The organism is Bifidobacterium sp. B4111, assembly GCF_026537235.1.
In the GTDB taxonomy this organism is placed as follows: Bacteria; Actinomycetota; Actinomycetes; order Actinomycetales; family Bifidobacteriaceae; genus Bombiscardovia.
The window spans coordinates 1-16,239 of record NZ_JAFNMO010000005.1 but is presented as its reverse complement, the minus strand read 5'-3'; the positions used below and the strand labels follow the sequence as shown (position 1 = coordinate 16,239).

Sequence of the window (16,239 nt, the reverse complement as noted above, 5' to 3'; positions counted from 1 at the left end):
CCTCCTATAAATACGTATCCCTGACGCTGACCGTCACCCAGCCGGCCCCCGGGCTCATCAGCTGCACCGACAAGGACCCGCCAGGCGGCACCGAAGGAAACCCCCTGCGAGTCAGCGACCGACTCACATCCACGCCACCCATCGACGCGGTCTGCGTCCGGCAATCCAAGACCAGAGGCGTCGGACCCACCCTCCCCGACCACTGCAAAGCCCTGCCATCAGAACCCACCAGGAGCACACCCCCAGGCATCGGCCCCGTCACCGTGACCGTCGGATAAGCCGGCGCGCTCCCCGCATTGCGCAGCAGAGCCACACTCTGCGAAGAGCCCGCATCAGCCCCATAAGACAGCGGATAGGCCAAACCCAAGCCCTTGCCCCCATAAGACAAGCCGCCCGACAAGGACGCACCCGGATACAGCAGCACATCCTGCGACAGCCACGACAACCGCTCAGGACGCGGGCACACAAGCGTCAGCGTGCCTGTGAGCACCTGGTTTGACCATGTGGCACCGTATTCCGGGCGCACATACCCATCCACAAACGTGTCCTGGCCGCCGTCCACGACCCTGAGCCTGACCAGACGCCCCGCAGCCCTGGAAAGGAGCGATGCCATGTCGAGCAGCCGCTCACGGGCATTGGATACCAGGTCCAGGTGTAGGGTGACGGTCCTGGCCGCGTAGGAGATGTCCTCTGCGGCGACGTCATGCGCCCCGTTGCCCCATTTGCGTTCCACTGGTTCGGTCTTCACCTCGGGTGCTGACAGCCACCCCTCGATCCCGTCCTTGTCGAGATAGACGCATCCGTCATCCACGATGTCGGAGCCGTGCAACTTCAGCCGGTCGTCACCGTAGACCAGCTCGGCATAAAGGCTCATATCATCCCCCTTGCCCTGATGGACTGACGCGCACTCGACGCGAGCGTCCTGCCCAGGATGGTGCCCTGCGTGTATACGTCCTGCATCCCGTGGTTTTCCACATGGATGTCCTGTTGCACGACAGGAGCGGCAGAGCCGAGGCCGGTCGCAGGGGCAGTGACCTTTCCGGTGCCTACGGCTAGGCCACTGTTTATGACATTGGACAACGCCGTGACCCGTTTCTCGACCATTGGTGAGCTGTCGTCAATGCCAAGAGCCAGGCCGCGTCCGAGCATCACGCCGATCTCCTCTCGGAACACGCGTGACGGGGAGTGGATGCCGAACAGGCCCTTGACCTTGTCCACGATGCCGTTGCAGAAGCCGCTGATCTTGCCCCATATCCATGCACCGGTCGATTCGATGCCGTTCCAAAGGCCCTTGATCATGTTCTTGCCGATGTCGACGAAACCGCCGACGTAGGATTTCACGATGTCCACCGCACCCTTGACGACACCGCCGAGCCCGTTCCAGACGCGTGCCCAGTCGCCGGTGAAGATGCCGGCCACGATATTTACCACACCACGGACCACTTGGGCGATGCCCTGGATGATGCCGCTTATCGTGCTGACGACGCTCTGCACCACAGGGAGCATGCCCTGGATCGTGGGCAGGATGACCCCCTGGATGAAACTCACCACCTGGGAGACAAGCCATGCGAACACGTCGACCAGCCCCTGGATCAGGGGCGTCACCGCGCCGACCATCACAGCCACACTCGTCGCGATCTCCGCGATGATCGGGGTGAGCGAGGTTATCAGGCTCGCAACGATCCCCACCATCGAGGAGATGACCGGAGCGATCTGCTGGATCACCGGCATGAGCGCAGACATGATGATGCCCGCCACCTGCACGATCACGCCCACGATTTGCATGAGAGGAGGAACAAGCTGTTGGATAAGACTCATGATCGGCGGGAGCAGCGTAGTAATGATACTCGTGATCGGTGGGATCAGGAGCGATATGGCATTGGCGAGTGGGGTCAAGATCGCAGGGATCAGAGGCATGAAAGCCGAAACAACCTGCCCCACCACCTGTATCAGAGTGTTGAGAGCAGCAATTATCGGAGGCATGAGCTTGGAGAAAGCCGTGCTGATTGTCCCGACCATACCTGACAGAGCAGGCATCGCTTGGCCTATATCGTTCTGGATGTTCGATCCGAGACTGTTGAACGTCGCCCCGAGGGTTTTCTGGAGTTCAGGGGTTTTCGCTATAAGAGCGCCGATCAGCGTCAAAATGATACCGATAGGACCTCCAAGGAACTCCAACGGGCCCGCCAATTTGCCAAGCGGGCCAGCCAAGGCGGGGACAGCCTTCCCGAGTTTTCCGAATGCCCCGGCAAGACCCCCTGCTCCTATCGCTGCTCCCACTGCCGCGATTGGACCCATGATGGACTTCAGACCATCGAGGTTGATCCCTACGGTGCTCAAAGCTCTCTTGAGATAGGAGAAGGATGACTTTATCTGCTCGATTTTCGGCCCGATGGCGGCGTTCATCTTATCGAACCCGGTTTTGATAGCACCGGTCACACGGCCCATGGCTTCCGTGATCCCCGTATAGCCGATGGCATCAATCGTCCCCGCCATGCCTTTCCGTATGGCGGTTTTCATGTTCGTATACTGGGTTGCGATTCCATTGGTCGCGTCCTTGGCCTGCTGGCTGAATGACGCGAACCCTGATACGCCCTCCTTGTCGAGTTTCATGACCGCATTGTTGAAGTCAGAGAAGGTGACCTTCCCGCCCTTCATCGCGTTGTACAGGTCCATCTGCTTCGCGTTCGCACCCAGCAAGCTCTTGGCTAGCTGGTCCATCTGCCCGGGCATGGCGTCCACCATGCTGCGCCACGCCTGCATGTCGACCTTGCCCACGGAAAGCATCTGAGAATACTGCTCCATGGCGTTTTCCTGGAGCTGGGTGGACTTTCCGCCAGCCAGGAGCGCATCATTGAGGGCCAGGCTCACGTCCGTGGCTTCCTGAAGGCTGCCGGTGAGCGGTGCTATCTTCTGCGTCATGCCGGTCATCGCGTCGAGCGTCGTGGGCAGGCCGGTGAGCCGGTCGCTCATGGTCTGTACGGACTTGGCCGCATCCTCGGCCGAGTAGCCGAGGTTCTTCATGATCTTCGGGAAGTTGTGCAGCGTGTCGGCCCTGCTGACCGCCGCACCTATCTGCGAGGTGATCAGCCCCATTCCGGCGACCACAGCCGCCCCGCCGACAGCCATGGCCGAGGTAAGCGCCCCCTTGATGTGTTCTCCCAGGGAGCTCGCCATGCTCTTGATGGCCCCCGCGCCACGGGAGAAGACCCCGCCCATAGCGTCGATTGAGGAGCCCACAACGTTCGGGATCGAGGAAAACGCCGAGCCGACCGCTCCGGGTATGCTGCCGAGTTTCGCCGTGACCGAGCTGACGACAGGCGATACGGCGCTGCCGATCTTCGCGCCCAAGGTTGAGAAAGCCCCGCTCACTGCGGTCAATGCGGTCTGCGCGGCTCCTGGAAGCCTGCTGAAAGCGGAGGAGAATGCGGACGCGCTCTTCGAGGCCACATTGACTGCTGCCGTCCCGATCGGTGCCAGGTACCGTGAACCGAAGGAGCCGAGCACCTGCCCGATGGGGGAGTTCGCCACAGCCGACGCGACTTTCCCGATCGCGCCCGTGGCCGTGGACACCGCACTTGATGCAGCTCCCGCCACTTTGGACGCGGCGGAGGAGGCTGCACCGGACACCGCATTGCCGGCCTTCTGAGCCAAGGACGACACGGCCGCAGCCGCCGATGATGCCAGACCTGCGATCTTGGAAGTCATGGCAGAGACCGCCGCGGAAGCCTTACCCGCAGCCGCCCGTCCTGCCGCGCCGGCCGCTGAAGCCGCCGAGGTGAACCAGCCGCCCACGGTCTTCCCTGCGGAGATGAACGGGGAGGCGATCGCGGAGGCGACGTTCTTCATGCCCTCCCACACGGTGGAGGACACGCCTGTGGCCCACGTGCCCACGGCCTTGCCTGCGGTCGCCAGGGCCCTGCCGATGATGCCGCCCAGGTCCATCCAGGGTTGCGCGACGGCGCGGGCCAGTGACCCGAGCGCGCCCATGACGCCGGTGGCGCTTGACTTGCCAGCCTCTATCGACTTCCATCCTGCGGCGAAGTCCGATGCCATGCCCTTGGCCAGCCCGGACACGCTCCGCGCCACCGTCGAAACTGCCGAACCGGTCGCCTTGCCAGCGGCGACGATCCTGGAGACGACCGCCTGGAAGGACCTGCTCGTGAACGCCGCGGTGACGCTGGCGGCCTGGCGCACGGCGCTGAACGCGGACGTGAAAGACGAGCTGATCTTCTTTGGGGCTGAGCCTAGGGCTGACGCCACCTTGTCGCCGAAGCTGGGTCCGAGCGCCTTGGCCGCGCTGTCGGCCAGATGCCCGCCGATCCTGGCCCCGGCCTTGTCGACGTTGATGCCGCCGAGCTGCTTGCTGATGGCGTCCGCCGCGCCGCGTAGTGATGGGACAAGGCTCAGGTAGGCTGTCGCCAGCTCGGTTGCTCCTGCGGCCATCAGGGCCTCCTCTGTTCAGTTGTGTGTCGGTGCCGCCCGTCTGGGCATGCTCAGCAGCCGGTCGAGCCGGTCGCGGCTCATGGCCTGCACGCCGGGCTGTCTGGCTCGCCGGTGTTCGATCCCGGGCCGGTCCAGTGCGCCCTTCCAGCGGGCGTTCCTGTGCTGGGCTTCGCTGGTCTTGGTCCAGGCGATGAACCCTGTGGCGTCGGAGATGTTGGCAAGCAGTTGTTCCGTGGTCCCCCATTGGAGGCGCTTGTCGAGCCTGGGCCACACGGCCCCCTCCTCGGGGATGTTGGCCGCCAGGTCAGCGGCCCTTCTGACCCGGATCGTGTACCCGATCTCATCCATGTCAAGCCCGTACCACCGCTGCATGTCCGCCCGGAGCGCGTCCGGGCAGACGGTGAGCATGTGGACGAGCGTCAGGAGTTTGGGTTCAGTTGCCCCAGCACGTCGGGTAGGACTTCAGCCATTTTGGATACTGTGGCTGTACCTGTGTCCTTGTCCCTGATGGCATCTTTGAACTGGCCGTACTGGTCGCCGAAGAGGCCACGGAGGAACGGGACGATCTCCAGTACGTTCTTTTCAGGGTCGCTGCTCATGTCGTACAGAGACTCCAAAAAGTCCAGATCATCCAACTTTGAACCGTCGACGTTGATACTGACCCCATTGACAGTCACGGTCTGTGGCTCGTCCTTGGGCTGCTTGTGGTCCTGCGGCTTCTTGAGCGCCCGGGGTTTCGTGCTTGCATGGGTTGCCATGGTCTCTCCTATGGTTCAGCCGTGGTGCTTGGTTTAAGAGGGTTGGCGGCATGGGTAGACCACGGCAAAGGAAACCCCATGCCGCCAAGTGTCAGCGTCAGTCGGCGTCGTTCCCGTCGCCGGTCTGCTGGGAAGTGTCGCCGGAATAGTCCATGCTTTTCACGGTGGAACCCGGCGTGTCCGGTTCCGCGATCTTCGCCCCGTATGTGATGGCGGTGGCCCCGTTCAGGGCCTGGGAGGCGTTCATGGACAGGGTCACGTCGTAGCCGATGCCGTCCGACCCGTGGTACTGGGCGTCGCCGAACTCGCTGGGAGATGCGTCGGCGATGACGGTACGCTCCACGTACCCGTTGGTCTTCAGGATCTCGATGACATGCGGGCAGCCATCCCCATCCGGGATGCGGTGCTCGTACTTGTACTTGCCGGTGGTTGCGTCCCATTCGACGTTCTTGTCCCCGTAGCGCTCCTTCAGGGAGTGCTCGTTGGTTTCGATCATCACGAACTGGGCGGTCTCCGAATAGCTGGAGACCACGGTCTTGACGGCGTTGCCGCCCATCTCGTTGATGGACGTGGTGTCGGTGTCCTCGCTGAAGGTGATGCCGTCCTCACCGATGTACCCCACGCTCTTCCACGCGTCCGGGAGCGGGGTGGTCGCGTCGGTTGGCAAAACGGTGCCCTTGGGGGCCCGGAAAACGGTGCCGCTCACTCCCCCCTTGGCGAAGGCGACGTTGTCCGCGTTGTAGGTGCTTGTGCTGTCAGCCATGAAAGGCTCTCCATTCCTGCCGTGGTCTGGAGATTCTGTTGATTGCTAGTCGGTGGCCTGCATGGTCACCTGGATGACGATCTGATACCGCTGGGAGGCGGGCTGCCCGGGCTCCGGGAAGTCCGTCAGGCTCATCACCTGCACGTCCGACACCGTGGTGAGCGAGGTCAGGCCGAACAGGATGCCCTTGACCTTCTGCGCCAGGTTCCCGCATTCGGTCCTGGTGCCGCCCCACACCTGTATGGCGAGCATGGGCCGGGAGGCGAACCTGGTCTCCGTGCCGCCCGTGCGTTCCACGGTGATGAACCGTGCGGGGCGTTCGGGCGGCACGTCGGTGGACACATGCTCGTCCAGGTGCCGTTTCAGATACTGCACGATCATGGTCTCGGCGTTCACCCGGTCACCCCCTGCCCGCATCCAGTGACTTCAGGAGCGTGTTGTGTTTCGCGTTGATGTTCCTGGCCTTGGGAGTGACGGTCACCACGCCCGCCCTGGCCCTGGTGCGCCCGTCGACGGCGTTCGCGTCAATGTCCTCACCGGTCAGCCTAGGATCTGAAGCGATGGCAGCCTCCCTGATGAGCTGGGCTCGTCTAAGCAGCTCCGCCTTCACGGCCGGGTCGTTCAGTACTGCCCTGGCCCCGGCGTGGTTCATGACCACCTTCACTTTCCTACTCACCCGTCTCCTCCTCTTACCAGGACCGTCAGGTTCCACCTGGTCGGGCTGACGCCCGGACGGTAGGGCCTGGGGTTCCCGATCACCCGGTATTGGGCGTCGTCAATGCGTATGCCCGCTCCCCGGAGGCTCCTGAAAGGCCATGAGCGCGGAAAGTAGAGCGTGTAGGCGACCTCGATGCCGTCCGGCCTGATGGAGCCGGTCGGGTTCGTCTGGTCGCCTGGCGCGATGAGCACGCCGCCCACCCGCTCCGGCCGGTCATCAAGCCAGACGGGGTTGCCGCCCTCGTCCTCGCCCTGCCTGGTGCGGGTGACCAGGATGATGCTCTCGCCGGTCAGCCTGCCCATGGTTGTTCCACCGTCCCGCTCTCCATGCTGATCGCGAAGGCCCGTTGCCTGCCCTGGCCGAGGCGCTGCTTCTCCGTCCGGGTCAGATACAGGTCGCCGGTCGGGTTCGCGTAGTTCCATGTCTGGCTGAACGGGCCCGCCGTCTCCTGCGAGGAGGACAGGCCTGCATTATCCAATCCGGATATCATGGCCCGCTTGACCATGGAGCACGCGATGGCTTTCAACGTCGCTTCTGACGCCGACGCCCACCCGGGGCAGGTGTCCCGGATGAGCTGCGAGGCGTCGGCCAGCAGCGTGTCGGCCACCGTCCCGTCCGGCATTTCCGGCCATCTGGACTTCAGATCAGCGGAGGACGCGAACGGCTCATCCTTCTCGTCCCCGGCCATGTCACTTGCCTGTCTTCTTCTCGTCTTTTCCAGAACCCTGGTCGGGTTCCTCTTCCGATTGAGCCCCTGCCTGGGCCAGGGTGACGGGGATCGCCGTGCCATCGCTTAACGTGATGCTGCCCCCCGTCACTTTCCCGTTTGCGTCCACGGTCAAGGTGGCATTGGTCGGGACGACCCCGGTGAATGCCGTTCCGTCGACGTTCACCAGGCTCACAGGCGCGTCCAACGGGCCGGCCTTGTGCTTGGACTTCTTGGCTTTCTGCACAATGAGCGTCTGGATGGGGAACCCCATATCAGGCCTCCTTCAGTACAGCGATGGCCTCGGGATCCAAGACCGTGTAGGCGAACACGGCCTCCGTACGGTAGGCGACCTGGTTGTGTGCCTTCAGGTCCACGCCGGTCTGGTCGGGGTCGCCGTAGGCGATGATCTCGGAATAGATGTCACGGACCATGCCCCACTTGATGACACCGAAGTCGCCCATGAACGCAAGCACCTTGGTGGGGGTGGATGCGATGCGACCGTTCACGGTGCCGCTGGTCGACGCGGCGATCCCGTCAAGGGAGCCTGCCTTCAGGTTGAGAGGGATCTCCGGGTAGAACCGCTGCCCGGTGGAGGGGACACGGATCTTGCGCAGATTAGACGCCCACTTCTTGGAGATGGCGATCCCGTTGATGTCATACGTGTCGTTGACGGCGTCGGCCAGTTTGTCCACGTTGGCGATGTCATCGTCCCCCGCCTCCACCTGCACCGCTGTGTCCGATAGGCGCTCCCACCCGGACATGACGGTCTTCGCCTTGGGGTTGATGGCATGGTAGATGACGTAGTCCAGTGAACGGCCGATGGCCTGGGCCTGGTCATCCTGGATGCTCTGGATGATCTGGAGCCGGTTGTCCTCGTCTGCCCACTGCAGTTCCGATGTGACGCGGGTGGTGGTCTGCACCTTGAAGCGCTTGGCTTCCTTGGTGACGGTGTCCTGCTCGTACGAGTGCTTAACCTCGCCCTCTCCGACGACTTCCGCCTCCGAGTTGCCCGTGAAGATGAGGTTGTCCACGTTGGTGAACAACTGCGGGGTGCTGGGTGAAAGGGAGGCGATGGTGGATGTGTCCTTCGCCTTGTTCACTATTGCGGTCGCCACTTTAAGTGGCAGTTTGACTTTGGTTGTATCCATTGCCATGGATGTGTCTCCTTGCTGGTTACGGTTGTTTACTTCTCGGAGAACAGCTGGTTCACGAAGCCGCGCATGGGGTCCTCTGCCACCCCTGCCGGTCTCCCGGACTGGTTCGGCACGGACGGCGCTTTCGGTTTCGGTTCCAGGATCTCTTTGAGGGATTGCGCGTGCTCCTGCATCTCCTCAAGGGTCGAACCCCGCAGCACGCTGGCCGGGACACCGGTGTCTTTTGCGACTTTCTCGCGCCATTCGGCCTGCTGCTTCTCGGCCTCGTATCGTGCGAGTTTGGTTTCCATCTCCCTGGTGCGCTTGGCTGCCTTCTCCTGCTCGCTCATCTGGGCTTCCTTGAGCTTTTCCAGCTCTTCGGCCGCCTGCTTGTTGGCCTTGGCACGTTCCTCCCACTTCCGCGCCATGGCCTTCCAGTCCGTGTCCTCGGGCTTCGGGTCGCCGTGCGGCTCCCCCTCCTTGACCGGGTCGGTCTCCGGTTCGGAACCAACAGGTTCGGTGCCGTTGCCCCCTTGCCCGTCTGCATTGGGTTGCACGATGGTGCGCAGCCTGAGCTTCTGCATGAGATTGTGGTTCATGTTCTCCTCCATTTCGCCCGTGCGGGCATCAAAAAACCACCCGTGCGGGTGGGTGAAATCTGAAATCGTCAGCCTTCGGCGCTGACACCGTCCTTGTACAGTCCCGGGTAGAGGCGGCGCATCTGGTAGGCCACCTGTTTCGCGTTCGCGCCCGGCCCCCCGGCCATCTCCCAGGCACGCTGGTATCGTTCCTGCATGGCGTCCGGGTCATACCCGAGGATATGAGCTTGCCCGCGGTCCCATTCGGGAACCGCCTGGCAGTCGCACCGGTCGTGGTACAGCCGGCCCGAACCCCGGCGTTCAAGGGCGGTCCGTTCGCTGTAGTAGACGAAACCCCTGGAGCACATGATCTCGCACCAGGCGCAGGTCCTGGACCCGGTGGGCACCCTGGCGAATCGCGGACGGGCAGGGTCCCTGCCGGCGTTCATGGCGATGGTCTGCCGGCCCGAGTACATGACCCAGCGTTGCAGGGCCCCCTCCAACCATGCGGCGAACTCCACGGTCGAGGAGTCGTCGAACAGATCGGCCGCACCGTACCTGAGCCTGTCCCGTATCGCCTGGTCGGGGAAATTACCGGAGGTGACCGGCTCGTATGGTCCGGGAACCTGCTTGGACCTGGTCTTCTCATACCACTGCGCCGCCGCCGTGGCAGCGACATCACCGTACTTGGACACCAGTGCAGGGACCGCCTCCAGTAGCATGTCCCTCTGCCATTCCGGGGCAAGACCACCCATGGACCTCCACAGGGCCTTCATCTCGCGGACCGCCAGATCCACACTTTGCTGCTGCGCCTTACTGAGCGCCTGCACGTCCTGTCTGCTGGTCATCCTCTTGGTCGCCTCCGCCGGTCAGCCTGTCAAGCACGTCCAGGGCATTGCCCCGTCTGATCTGGGTCATGATCTCCGTGGTCTCATCCTGCGAGAAACCTGCGTACCTCCACCCGACTCCCGTCTGGGCGAATGCCGGTGCCACCTGGGCTATCTTCGAGAAGGCATCGGCCCTGGCCGTGTTGCTGACCTCGCGTGTAGGCGACCAGACGGCGTGAATGTCGCCGAATTCGACTGGAACCGACCGCAACCCGTCCCGCAGGCAGACGGCCATGCCCACGGCGTCCTTAAGCGCCTTGGAGAAGATGACGTTCTGCCTGTCGGCCTCCCTTGTCAGTTTGCGTTCGGAGGCAGCCATGGCCTCTGCGGAGGCGGGGTTGTCGGTGGTGATCCCCAGATCGGAGACCGGGATGTTGGTCTCGGAGGACACGAGCAGGGCGATGGTGCGCAGCATGTCGGAATGCGGTTGCATGCTGGCCTGGCTGATCTGCTTGATGTCCGGCCTGTCCCCGTCCTCGTCCTTGCTGATCGCATTGATGGCGGACACGAGGGAACTCCACGTGTCGTCGCTGAAGGCGTCCCGGTCTGCGCCAACAAACCACAGCTTCGGGACGCTGTAGAACTCGGCGCTGGCCTCCATACGGACAACGGTGCGGAAACCGATGTCCGTCAGGCTCATGAGGGTGCGCGACACCCTGCTGCGCCCGAACGGCCTGCCTATCTGCGGGTCGTAGAAGAACGGAACCACAGTGGCCCTGGGGTAGTTGGTCTCAAGCACGCTGGCGTGCCACGGGAGCACCGACCCGCTGCACACATACACCTTGCCCGGCAGCCACACGTTGAACCCGGTGATCCGTCCCTTCTCATCACCGGAAGTGATCGTTAGGGCGGCTGAAATCCGACGATGCTCACCGTCCCAGATGGCCGAGGACCAGTCCGCCGATCTTGGTACCAGCTGGATGCGTCCTGCGTCGTCCGGGTCGGCTGCGACGGTCAGGAACGAGCACGAATGCGTATAGGCGGAGGATATCAGCTGCGGCACGTCCGACAGGAGCGAGTTGTCCTCGACAATTTTCCTTATGCCGAACCTGTCGCCCTGGTCGACGTCGAACCCCTCGAACTCGCTCAGGTCGGCGAGCGAACGGACGGCCTTGGCGGGCCAGCCGATCATGGGGCTGACCCTGGTCTTGATCCTGTCCGGGATGCTGATGCCGAAGTCCTTGAACCGTTCATGTGCATCCACATACATGGACCTGATGATGTTGCCTGTGTATTTGTCCCGCCACACCTTCAGCAACCGGTTGATGATCTGCATGTCCTCCGGATCCACGCCGCTGATGTCACCAATGCCGGCTGATCCCAAGCTGAGGAATGGTGACCCTGTCCCGGTGGTGGATATGCCTGGCTGTGGAATGGTCAGATCCGTCTTGCTCATACCATCACCTTCTGTTTGCGTCCGGGGTGCCGTTTGCTTGTTTTCGCCGCCCAATAGGCGTAGGCGACGGTCTCCACGGGTGTCGTATCGATGTTCTCGGCGCTCGACTCGTAGCCGAAGCCGCCGTTGCGCCCTATGACACGGTGCTTCGCATGACCCACAGCCGAGTCGAGGGCGTCCTGGCGGATGTGCGTGAGCTCGTGCGCGTTGATGGACTGCTCGAACATGGCCGCCGCGTCGATCATCTGCCCACTGCCGGGCGTGCGCAGCACCCGTTTGCTCACCCCTGCGTCCACCAACTGGTTCACCAGGGATGCAGCCCCAGCCCTGCCGTCGATGACGACCGCGAGGCTCGACCTCCACCGCTGACCGCCGTCAGGGCCGTCACCGGTCAGCCAGTCCGCGATCCACTGCGTGCCGAAACCCAAGGGCTTGTACTCCAAGAGCTCAACATGAGGCCGAAGGCCGCTGTCCTTCCCGGGTCTGCGGCACACGGCCAGGCTCACATGCCTGCCGTCAGGGCTGAACTTCACCGCGTACGCCACCGGGCCCTCTTTTGCCGGCTCGTCGGTCAGGCAGGCACGCCAGTTCCCCATGTCGATGTCCGTGGACCGGTCCGCTTCGTCGTTCCACCAGCCAAGCCGCTCACGGGCGAACCCGTCAGGGCTCATCTTCTGAAGCTCCGACTCCACGACCGATGGGATCAGCCGCACCCCGAGCGACGGGTTGGTGTCCGCCCACCTACTGCGGTCATGCACGTCACCGATCTCCGAAACGCTCCACTCGAACCAGCACAGGCGCTTGGGCTTGCCATGGGCGTTGCGCCTCACCCGGTCGAACACCGTGCCCGGAGAACTCGGCGGGGTCGGCGTGCCCGTGTACACGGTCATGGGGTTCCCGCTCGGGGCCGAGCTGATGGCGGGCTGGATGGCCTCCATCTGCTCATCGGTCAGCTCCTGAGCCTCATCACACACCAGCACATCAGCCGTGAACCCTCGCCCCGACGACTTCGACCGGGCGATGAACTCGATGCTGCCACCGTTCTTCAACACGATGGCCTCCTGGCCGTTCGTGTTGCGGATATACGCCGCCAGTTCGGAAAGCTCCGGATACTTGGCGTTCTCGAAATACGCCTTCATACGAAGGAAGTGCTTACGACAGGTCTTCACCTCGTGCGCCGTATGCAGCACCTTCATGCCCAGTATCGCCGTCAAATACAGCTCATACACTTCCAAAACGGCATTCTTGCCGTTCTGCCTGGGGACCGCCAAACCGCAGTCGGAGGCCGACCATGAGCCCTTGCGGTCCAACCCCAACCACCCGTCAAGCACGATACGCTGCCACCGGTCGGGAACCATGCCGTACCCTGCCGCCAGGTCGCAAGCCTCGTCACCGTACGATCTCGGATGCCGGGGAACCACGCTGAAACTAGGTTCCTGAACGCCTTTGAGCCTTGCCGCCATTGACCAGCCTCAACTCTCTGCTTCTCATGGCCTTCTGCAACGGGTTCTCCCCCACCGGTTCCCCATTACGCATGACTTCCTTTGCCCCGGCACCGGACAGGAGCGACTTGCGCAAGGCGCGTATCTCGGCGCTGGCCTGCTTCATCGTCGCTATCTGCGGCATGGGCTTCAGATCGCCCTTCTCGTTCTCGTACACGACCTTCGTCGCCCCGCCGACATTGATCTCCCGCATGCACTGGTCAAGCACCGCATACCAAGAGCACAAGGTCATCAGGTCGGGAATGTCCGACTCCGAGAACTCACGGCCCGCCGTCAGCTCGTCCCACTTTCGCGACTGAAACTCGTCGGAGGCTATCTCAGCAGGCTTACCAAGCATACAGAACCTCCTCGGATACCCGGACGGTCGCAACCCTGGATAAAAACCGACCTCGGGGGGATACGGGCACTATGCCGCGGGGGTGCCAGGACCCAAGGGGTAGGGGGCTACCCCCCTATGGTGTGGTTACCAGGTCTGCGAGAGTTGGATTGATTGTGTTTGTGTTGCTTGTTTGGCTTTTTGCAATGGCCTGTTGCCTCTTGACTCGTTGCATCGCAAGTGCATGAGTCGGCAGTTGTCGAGCTTGAAGGCGCTTCCGCCTTTGCTGACTGGGATGATCTCATCGATGCTGAGTGATCTTGGGTCCGGCCATCTGATGCTGGTGTCTATGGCTTGTCCGCAGGCTGGGCAGATGGGGTGTCCGCCGCTGAGGGCGATGAGCCGCTGTCTTATCTTGGTGCGCGCTGCGCCGTTGCTGCGCCTTGGGTTTATTGTGCCTGCTGGTCTTGGCATTGGTCTGGTGTCTGGGTGATGGCGGTCCATGCGCCTTGCGGGTAGGCTGCGAGTGTCTTGTAGTGTCGGCCCCAGAGGGTGAGGGTGCCGGTCTTCTTGTCCACCCGGTAGCCTTTGGCTCCCGGCACCTGGGTGGTGGACTGGTCGGGGTGGGCGATGATGAACATGAGTCCTCCTGGGTGAAGGTTGCCCGGCTCACGTCCATGCGAAGAAGAGTAAGGTTTGGCGTGGCCGGGCAAGTATTAAATCAGTTGGTTTGCAGCGGGTGCCAGTTCACCGTCCAAGGGTCTCTGTCTGGTGAGAGTCCTCGCTTGTGTGGCATGGTGTAAGCCGGGTATATTTCCCCGTTCCGTTGGAGTGCAGGTTCGCCGTACTCGTTGTATGGCTGCCATTCCGTGGAGGCAAGTTCTTCGCCGCTTGGCACCCATAGCGTTTTCGACTTTGTGCCTGCGAGCACCAGGCTTATACCGTCTTTCGTGATTCGTAGGAAGACGAATGAGTCTGGTTTCCAAGTGGGAAGCCGCATGGAATTGACTTCCGGGTATTGGCGGAGATAATCAAGCGTTTCGCTGAATGATGCCATATCGGCTCCTTAATCGTGCATTGGCAAGTATTGGTGCCCGCAGAGAGAAAGAAAGGGAAAGACCTGCGGGCAGGCATGAGAAAGGGCCGGACATCTCTGCCCGGCCCTTACATTAAACTTCAACTATAACATATAGTAGCGGCAAAGCCGGATATGTCAAGCCGCGCTCGCTGGTGTGTCTTTCTCGATCATGGCGATGATGTCCCCAACCCGGTACACGTCGAGCCCTTGGCTGCCTTCCTGCCGGCTGATGTAGCCTTTCTGCGCCCAGTAGCGGATGGTGCGTGCGCTGACCTTGTACCCGCATTGGGTGAGCAGTTGCGCTATCTCGCCTGACGTGCCTTCCTGGTATGAGTCCATGAGCCAGTCTCGCTGGGTCTTCCGGGTTTCCGCCAGGTCGTTCAATTGGCCGCATTGCGGGCAGATGGCGTATTGGGACTTGTCGAGCACCCAGAGGATGGCGCTGCATGCCTGGCACCAGCCTCCGCGCCGCTTCTCGCTCTCCCAGTCGAAGATGCGCTTTACCGAGTCAGCGGCCTGGCGCATCTGCTTTTGGATGGCCGGAGCGGACCGGTTGCGGGCGAGCGAGGGCACGCCTTCCAGGAGCAAGGTTCGGCCTTTCACCCGGGGTGTGCCTGCCGGCACGAGGGCCGTGTAGAACTGGCGGAAGTACTGGTAATACCCCCATGCGTCCTCCCTGAGCGGGTCGGGGTTGGTGGCTCGTGGACCGATGCTTCCTTTGGCGAGCTGTTTGGGTCCGGGCTTGGCCTGCCTGGTGGCGACCTGGTAGAGGTCGTCCATCCGGTCGCACAGGTAGCCGAGGTCGGCTGCGAGGACCCGCTGGCAGTCCTTGCAGATCCGCTCCCCGTCAGCCATTGCAGCCCCGTCGTTCGGGCATTCACTTGCCACTGCCGCTCCTTTCGATGGTCATCTTGTCGGCAAACACAGTCAGCTGGAGTCTCGGGACGGGCATCTCGTTGACGGGCGGGAGTATCTTGACCGACCCATCCTCCACGCAGTTGCTCAAATCCACGCCGTTGATGGACACCCCGTCTCTTCTGACGTGGATGTCCGCACCATGCCATTCGCTCATCGTGTGGCCTCCTTGTCGTTCAAAATTCTGGTCCTTCCTGGTGTGCTGCTTCCTTGGCGATCGTCGTGCGCATGGCTTGGATGACCGCCTGCGGGTAACCGTATTGACGGCGCATCTGCTCGTCGTCTGCTCCCTCGCGGATTGCCTGCAGAGCCTTAGCCTGCCGTGTGGCGCGAGTCATGCTGCCTCCTTGGGACTATGCCGGTCCGTGACGTTGAGTATCCATTGGGCCAGCTCGCGTGCGGACTCATAGCTCATAGTGGTAAATGCGGAGCAATAATCGCCGGACACTTCCAGTGTGACAGCGTTCTGCTTTGTGACCGTGTCGCCGTAAAGACATGGGCGGTTCTCGAATTTGGCTCTTTCATCACGCCATAATTCATCGATCGGCTCCTGCTTTTTCGCTGCTTCTTCGTTCATTGGTCTCCCCTTCCTCCGATCACGTCTTGAATCTGCATGTCTCCTGCTTTCGCCTGCCCATGGCCGATGAAATGCCGGACGGGCCTGCGCTTGGGCTTCGGCTTGGGTGCCTCGATGATCAGCCGCTGTGAGGCTTCCAGCGCGATGGCGTGGGCCTGCTCTAGACTCCTGCCCTCGCCTATGGCCTTGATAAGCCTGCGCCGGTAGGTGAGCGCATGGTCCGAATCAATGCCCGCCCGGTCCATGAGCCGCTCGATCTGCGCGTTCTCCGGCATGCGGGTCTTGCGGATGGCACGGATGCCTGCGTTCACGTCGCCACTGAGCATCCACCTGCCCTGGTCGTTGGCCGCGTAGAAGCGTTTGACGGCTTCCATCGCATCGGCCAGCGTGGCGTCGGAGCGCAGCTCCTCGTGGAAGGTGCGGGCCTCCAGGTCGGTGATGGGCGCGTTCCCGTGGTGCGCCC

Annotated in this window: 24 protein-coding genes; all 24 read right to left on the bottom strand. The window is 62.4% G+C overall.

The genetic code is table 11. The features are described from left to right. Positions 1 to 4 precede the first annotated feature (4 nt). Entirely contained in the window at positions 5 to 874 is an 870-nt protein-coding gene (locus tag J3T93_RS08115; protein ID WP_267431254.1) for a hypothetical protein, read from the bottom strand. Continuing rightward, a complete protein-coding gene (locus J3T93_RS08110; RefSeq protein WP_267431253.1) occupies positions 871 to 4,446 on the bottom strand; it encodes a tape measure protein in 3,576 nt (1,191 codons plus the stop codon). The genes J3T93_RS08115 and J3T93_RS08110 overlap by 4 nt, the downstream gene beginning before the upstream one ends. Before the next feature lie 15 nt (positions 4,447 to 4,461). Continuing rightward, complete coding sequence (locus J3T93_RS08105; protein ID WP_267431251.1) at positions 4,462 to 4,794, bottom strand: DUF5361 domain-containing protein; 333 nt, start codon at positions 4,792 to 4,794, stop codon at positions 4,462 to 4,464. Between the two features lie 71 nt (positions 4,795 to 4,865). Continuing rightward, positions 4,866 to 5,204 carry a hypothetical protein gene (locus J3T93_RS08100; RefSeq protein WP_267431249.1) on the bottom strand — a complete coding sequence of 113 codons (339 nt, stop codon included), beginning with the start codon at positions 5,202 to 5,204 and terminating at the stop codon, positions 4,866 to 4,868. A gap of 97 nt (positions 5,205 to 5,301) precedes the next feature. After that, positions 5,302 to 5,967, bottom strand: coding sequence for a hypothetical protein (locus J3T93_RS08095; protein WP_267431248.1), 666 nt, complete (start codon positions 5,965 to 5,967; stop codon positions 5,302 to 5,304). Positions 5,968 to 6,012: 45 nt separating this feature from the next. Further along, positions 6,013 to 6,363 (bottom strand): hypothetical protein, encoded by a 351-nt coding sequence (locus tag J3T93_RS08090; RefSeq protein WP_267431247.1) that lies wholly within the window; start codon positions 6,361 to 6,363, stop codon positions 6,013 to 6,015. Between the two features lie 4 nt (positions 6,364 to 6,367). Continuing rightward, positions 6,368 to 6,643 carry a hypothetical protein gene (locus J3T93_RS08085; protein WP_267431246.1) on the bottom strand — a complete coding sequence of 92 codons (276 nt, stop codon included), beginning with the start codon at positions 6,641 to 6,643 and terminating at the stop codon, positions 6,368 to 6,370. Further along, positions 6,640 to 6,987 carry a hypothetical protein gene (locus J3T93_RS08080; RefSeq protein ID WP_267431245.1) on the bottom strand — a complete coding sequence of 116 codons (348 nt, stop codon included), beginning with the start codon at positions 6,985 to 6,987 and terminating at the stop codon, positions 6,640 to 6,642. Before J3T93_RS08080 ends, J3T93_RS08085 begins: the two co-directional genes overlap by 4 nt. Next, a complete protein-coding gene (locus J3T93_RS08075; RefSeq protein ID WP_267431244.1) occupies positions 6,975 to 7,373 on the bottom strand; it encodes a Gp19/Gp15/Gp42 family protein in 399 nt (132 codons plus the stop codon). Before J3T93_RS08075 ends, J3T93_RS08080 begins: the two co-directional genes overlap by 13 nt. A gap of 1 nt (position 7,374) precedes the next feature. After that, positions 7,375 to 7,665 (bottom strand): hypothetical protein, encoded by a 291-nt coding sequence (locus J3T93_RS08070; RefSeq protein WP_267431242.1) that lies wholly within the window; start codon positions 7,663 to 7,665, stop codon positions 7,375 to 7,377. A 1-nt stretch (position 7,666) separates the two neighbouring features. Then, the gene (locus J3T93_RS08065) at positions 7,667 to 8,548 is read right to left on the bottom strand and encodes a phage major capsid protein (RefSeq protein ID WP_267431240.1); all 882 of its coding nucleotides are present in this window, start codon (positions 8,546 to 8,548) and stop codon (positions 7,667 to 7,669) included. Between the two features lie 29 nt (positions 8,549 to 8,577). Continuing rightward, on the bottom strand, positions 8,578 to 9,126 hold the full coding sequence (locus J3T93_RS08060; RefSeq protein WP_267431239.1) for a helicase: 549 nt from the start codon (positions 9,124 to 9,126) through the stop codon (positions 8,578 to 8,580). A 68-nt stretch (positions 9,127 to 9,194) separates the two neighbouring features. Next, positions 9,195 to 9,953 (bottom strand): hypothetical protein, encoded by a 759-nt coding sequence (locus tag J3T93_RS08055; RefSeq protein WP_267431238.1) that lies wholly within the window; start codon positions 9,951 to 9,953, stop codon positions 9,195 to 9,197. After that, complete coding sequence (locus J3T93_RS08050; protein WP_267431237.1) at positions 9,919 to 11,388, bottom strand: phage portal protein; 1,470 nt, start codon at positions 11,386 to 11,388, stop codon at positions 9,919 to 9,921. The genes J3T93_RS08055 and J3T93_RS08050 overlap by 35 nt, the downstream gene beginning before the upstream one ends. Beyond that, a complete protein-coding gene (locus J3T93_RS08045; RefSeq protein ID WP_267431236.1) occupies positions 11,385 to 12,851 on the bottom strand; it encodes a terminase in 1,467 nt (488 codons plus the stop codon). Before J3T93_RS08045 ends, J3T93_RS08050 begins: the two co-directional genes overlap by 4 nt. After that, positions 12,817 to 13,227: a P27 family phage terminase small subunit gene (locus J3T93_RS08040; protein ID WP_267431235.1), complete on the bottom strand. Its 411-nt coding sequence runs from the start codon at positions 13,225 to 13,227 to the stop codon at positions 12,817 to 12,819. Before J3T93_RS08040 ends, J3T93_RS08045 begins: the two co-directional genes overlap by 35 nt. Positions 13,228 to 13,353: 126 nt before the next feature. Further along, positions 13,354 to 13,680: an HNH endonuclease gene (locus J3T93_RS10065; RefSeq protein WP_416378913.1), complete on the bottom strand. Its 327-nt coding sequence runs from the start codon at positions 13,678 to 13,680 to the stop codon at positions 13,354 to 13,356. Next, positions 13,656 to 13,847 (bottom strand): hypothetical protein, encoded by a 192-nt coding sequence (locus J3T93_RS08035; RefSeq protein WP_267431234.1) that lies wholly within the window; start codon positions 13,845 to 13,847, stop codon positions 13,656 to 13,658. Before J3T93_RS08035 ends, J3T93_RS10065 begins: the two co-directional genes overlap by 25 nt. An 80-nt stretch (positions 13,848 to 13,927) precedes the next feature. Continuing rightward, the gene (locus tag J3T93_RS08030; protein WP_267431233.1) at positions 13,928 to 14,263 is read right to left on the bottom strand and encodes a hypothetical protein; all 336 of its coding nucleotides are present in this window, start codon (positions 14,261 to 14,263) and stop codon (positions 13,928 to 13,930) included. A gap of 156 nt (positions 14,264 to 14,419) precedes the next feature. Then, the gene (locus J3T93_RS08025; protein ID WP_267431232.1) at positions 14,420 to 15,172 is read right to left on the bottom strand and encodes a hypothetical protein; all 753 of its coding nucleotides are present in this window, start codon (positions 15,170 to 15,172) and stop codon (positions 14,420 to 14,422) included. After that, the gene (locus J3T93_RS08020) at positions 15,162 to 15,356 is read right to left on the bottom strand and encodes a hypothetical protein (protein WP_267431231.1); all 195 of its coding nucleotides are present in this window, start codon (positions 15,354 to 15,356) and stop codon (positions 15,162 to 15,164) included. Before J3T93_RS08020 ends, J3T93_RS08025 begins: the two co-directional genes overlap by 11 nt. A gap of 19 nt (positions 15,357 to 15,375) precedes the next feature. Then, positions 15,376 to 15,537 carry a hypothetical protein gene (locus J3T93_RS08015; RefSeq protein WP_267431230.1) on the bottom strand — a complete coding sequence of 54 codons (162 nt, stop codon included), beginning with the start codon at positions 15,535 to 15,537 and terminating at the stop codon, positions 15,376 to 15,378. Next, positions 15,534 to 15,776, bottom strand: coding sequence for a hypothetical protein (locus J3T93_RS08010; RefSeq protein ID WP_267431229.1), 243 nt, complete (start codon positions 15,774 to 15,776; stop codon positions 15,534 to 15,536). Before J3T93_RS08010 ends, J3T93_RS08015 begins: the two co-directional genes overlap by 4 nt. Next, the coding region (locus tag J3T93_RS08005; protein ID WP_267431228.1) for a hypothetical protein at positions 15,773 to 16,239 on the bottom strand (467 nt) is incomplete at its 5' end. The genes J3T93_RS08010 and J3T93_RS08005, both read right to left, overlap by 4 nt.

Coding starts and splice junctions, on each gene's coding strand:
- J3T93_RS08095 (WP_267431248.1), bottom strand. CDS start 5,967: ATGGCTGACAGCACAAGCACCTACAACGCGGACAACGTCGCCTTCGCC.
- J3T93_RS08010 (WP_267431229.1), bottom strand. CDS start 15,776: ATGAACGAAGAAGCAGCGAAAAAGCAGGAGCCGATCGATGAATTATGG.
- J3T93_RS08050 (WP_267431237.1), bottom strand. CDS start 11,388: ATGAGCAAGACGGATCTGACCATTCCACAGCCAGGCATATCCACCACC.
- J3T93_RS08015 (WP_267431230.1), bottom strand. CDS start 15,537: ATGACTCGCGCCACACGGCAGGCTAAGGCTCTGCAGGCAATCCGCGAG.
- J3T93_RS08060 (WP_267431239.1), bottom strand. CDS start 9,126: ATGAACCACAATCTCATGCAGAAGCTCAGGCTGCGCACCATCGTGCAA.
- J3T93_RS08045 (WP_267431236.1), bottom strand. CDS start 12,851: ATGGCGGCAAGGCTCAAAGGCGTTCAGGAACCTAGTTTCAGCGTGGTT.
- J3T93_RS08030 (WP_267431233.1), bottom strand. CDS start 14,263: ATGGCATCATTCAGCGAAACGCTTGATTATCTCCGCCAATACCCGGAA.
- J3T93_RS08080 (WP_267431245.1), bottom strand. CDS start 6,987: ATGGGCAGGCTGACCGGCGAGAGCATCATCCTGGTCACCCGCACCAGG.
- J3T93_RS10065 (WP_416378913.1), bottom strand. CDS start 13,680: ATGCCAAGACCAGCAGGCACAATAAACCCAAGGCGCAGCAACGGCGCA.
- J3T93_RS08105 (WP_267431251.1), bottom strand. CDS start 4,794: ATGGATGAGATCGGGTACACGATCCGGGTCAGAAGGGCCGCTGACCTG.
- J3T93_RS08020 (WP_267431231.1), bottom strand. CDS start 15,356: ATGAGCGAATGGCATGGTGCGGACATCCACGTCAGAAGAGACGGGGTG.
- J3T93_RS08035 (WP_267431234.1), bottom strand. CDS start 13,847: ATGTTCATCATCGCCCACCCCGACCAGTCCACCACCCAGGTGCCGGGA.
- J3T93_RS08070 (WP_267431242.1), bottom strand. CDS start 7,665: ATGGGGTTCCCCATCCAGACGCTCATTGTGCAGAAAGCCAAGAAGTCC.
- J3T93_RS08100 (WP_267431249.1), bottom strand. CDS start 5,204: ATGGCAACCCATGCAAGCACGAAACCCCGGGCGCTCAAGAAGCCGCAG.
- J3T93_RS08055 (WP_267431238.1), bottom strand. CDS start 9,953: ATGACCAGCAGACAGGACGTGCAGGCGCTCAGTAAGGCGCAGCAGCAA.
- J3T93_RS08075 (WP_267431244.1), bottom strand. CDS start 7,373: ATGGCCGGGGACGAGAAGGATGAGCCGTTCGCGTCCTCCGCTGATCTG.
- J3T93_RS08115 (WP_267431254.1), bottom strand. CDS start 874: ATGAGCCTTTATGCCGAGCTGGTCTACGGTGACGACCGGCTGAAGTTG.
- J3T93_RS08110 (WP_267431253.1), bottom strand. CDS start 4,446: ATGGCCGCAGGAGCAACCGAGCTGGCGACAGCCTACCTGAGCCTTGTC.
- J3T93_RS08065 (WP_267431240.1), bottom strand. CDS start 8,548: ATGGCAATGGATACAACCAAAGTCAAACTGCCACTTAAAGTGGCGACC.
- J3T93_RS08040 (WP_267431235.1), bottom strand. CDS start 13,227: ATGCTTGGTAAGCCTGCTGAGATAGCCTCCGACGAGTTTCAGTCGCGA.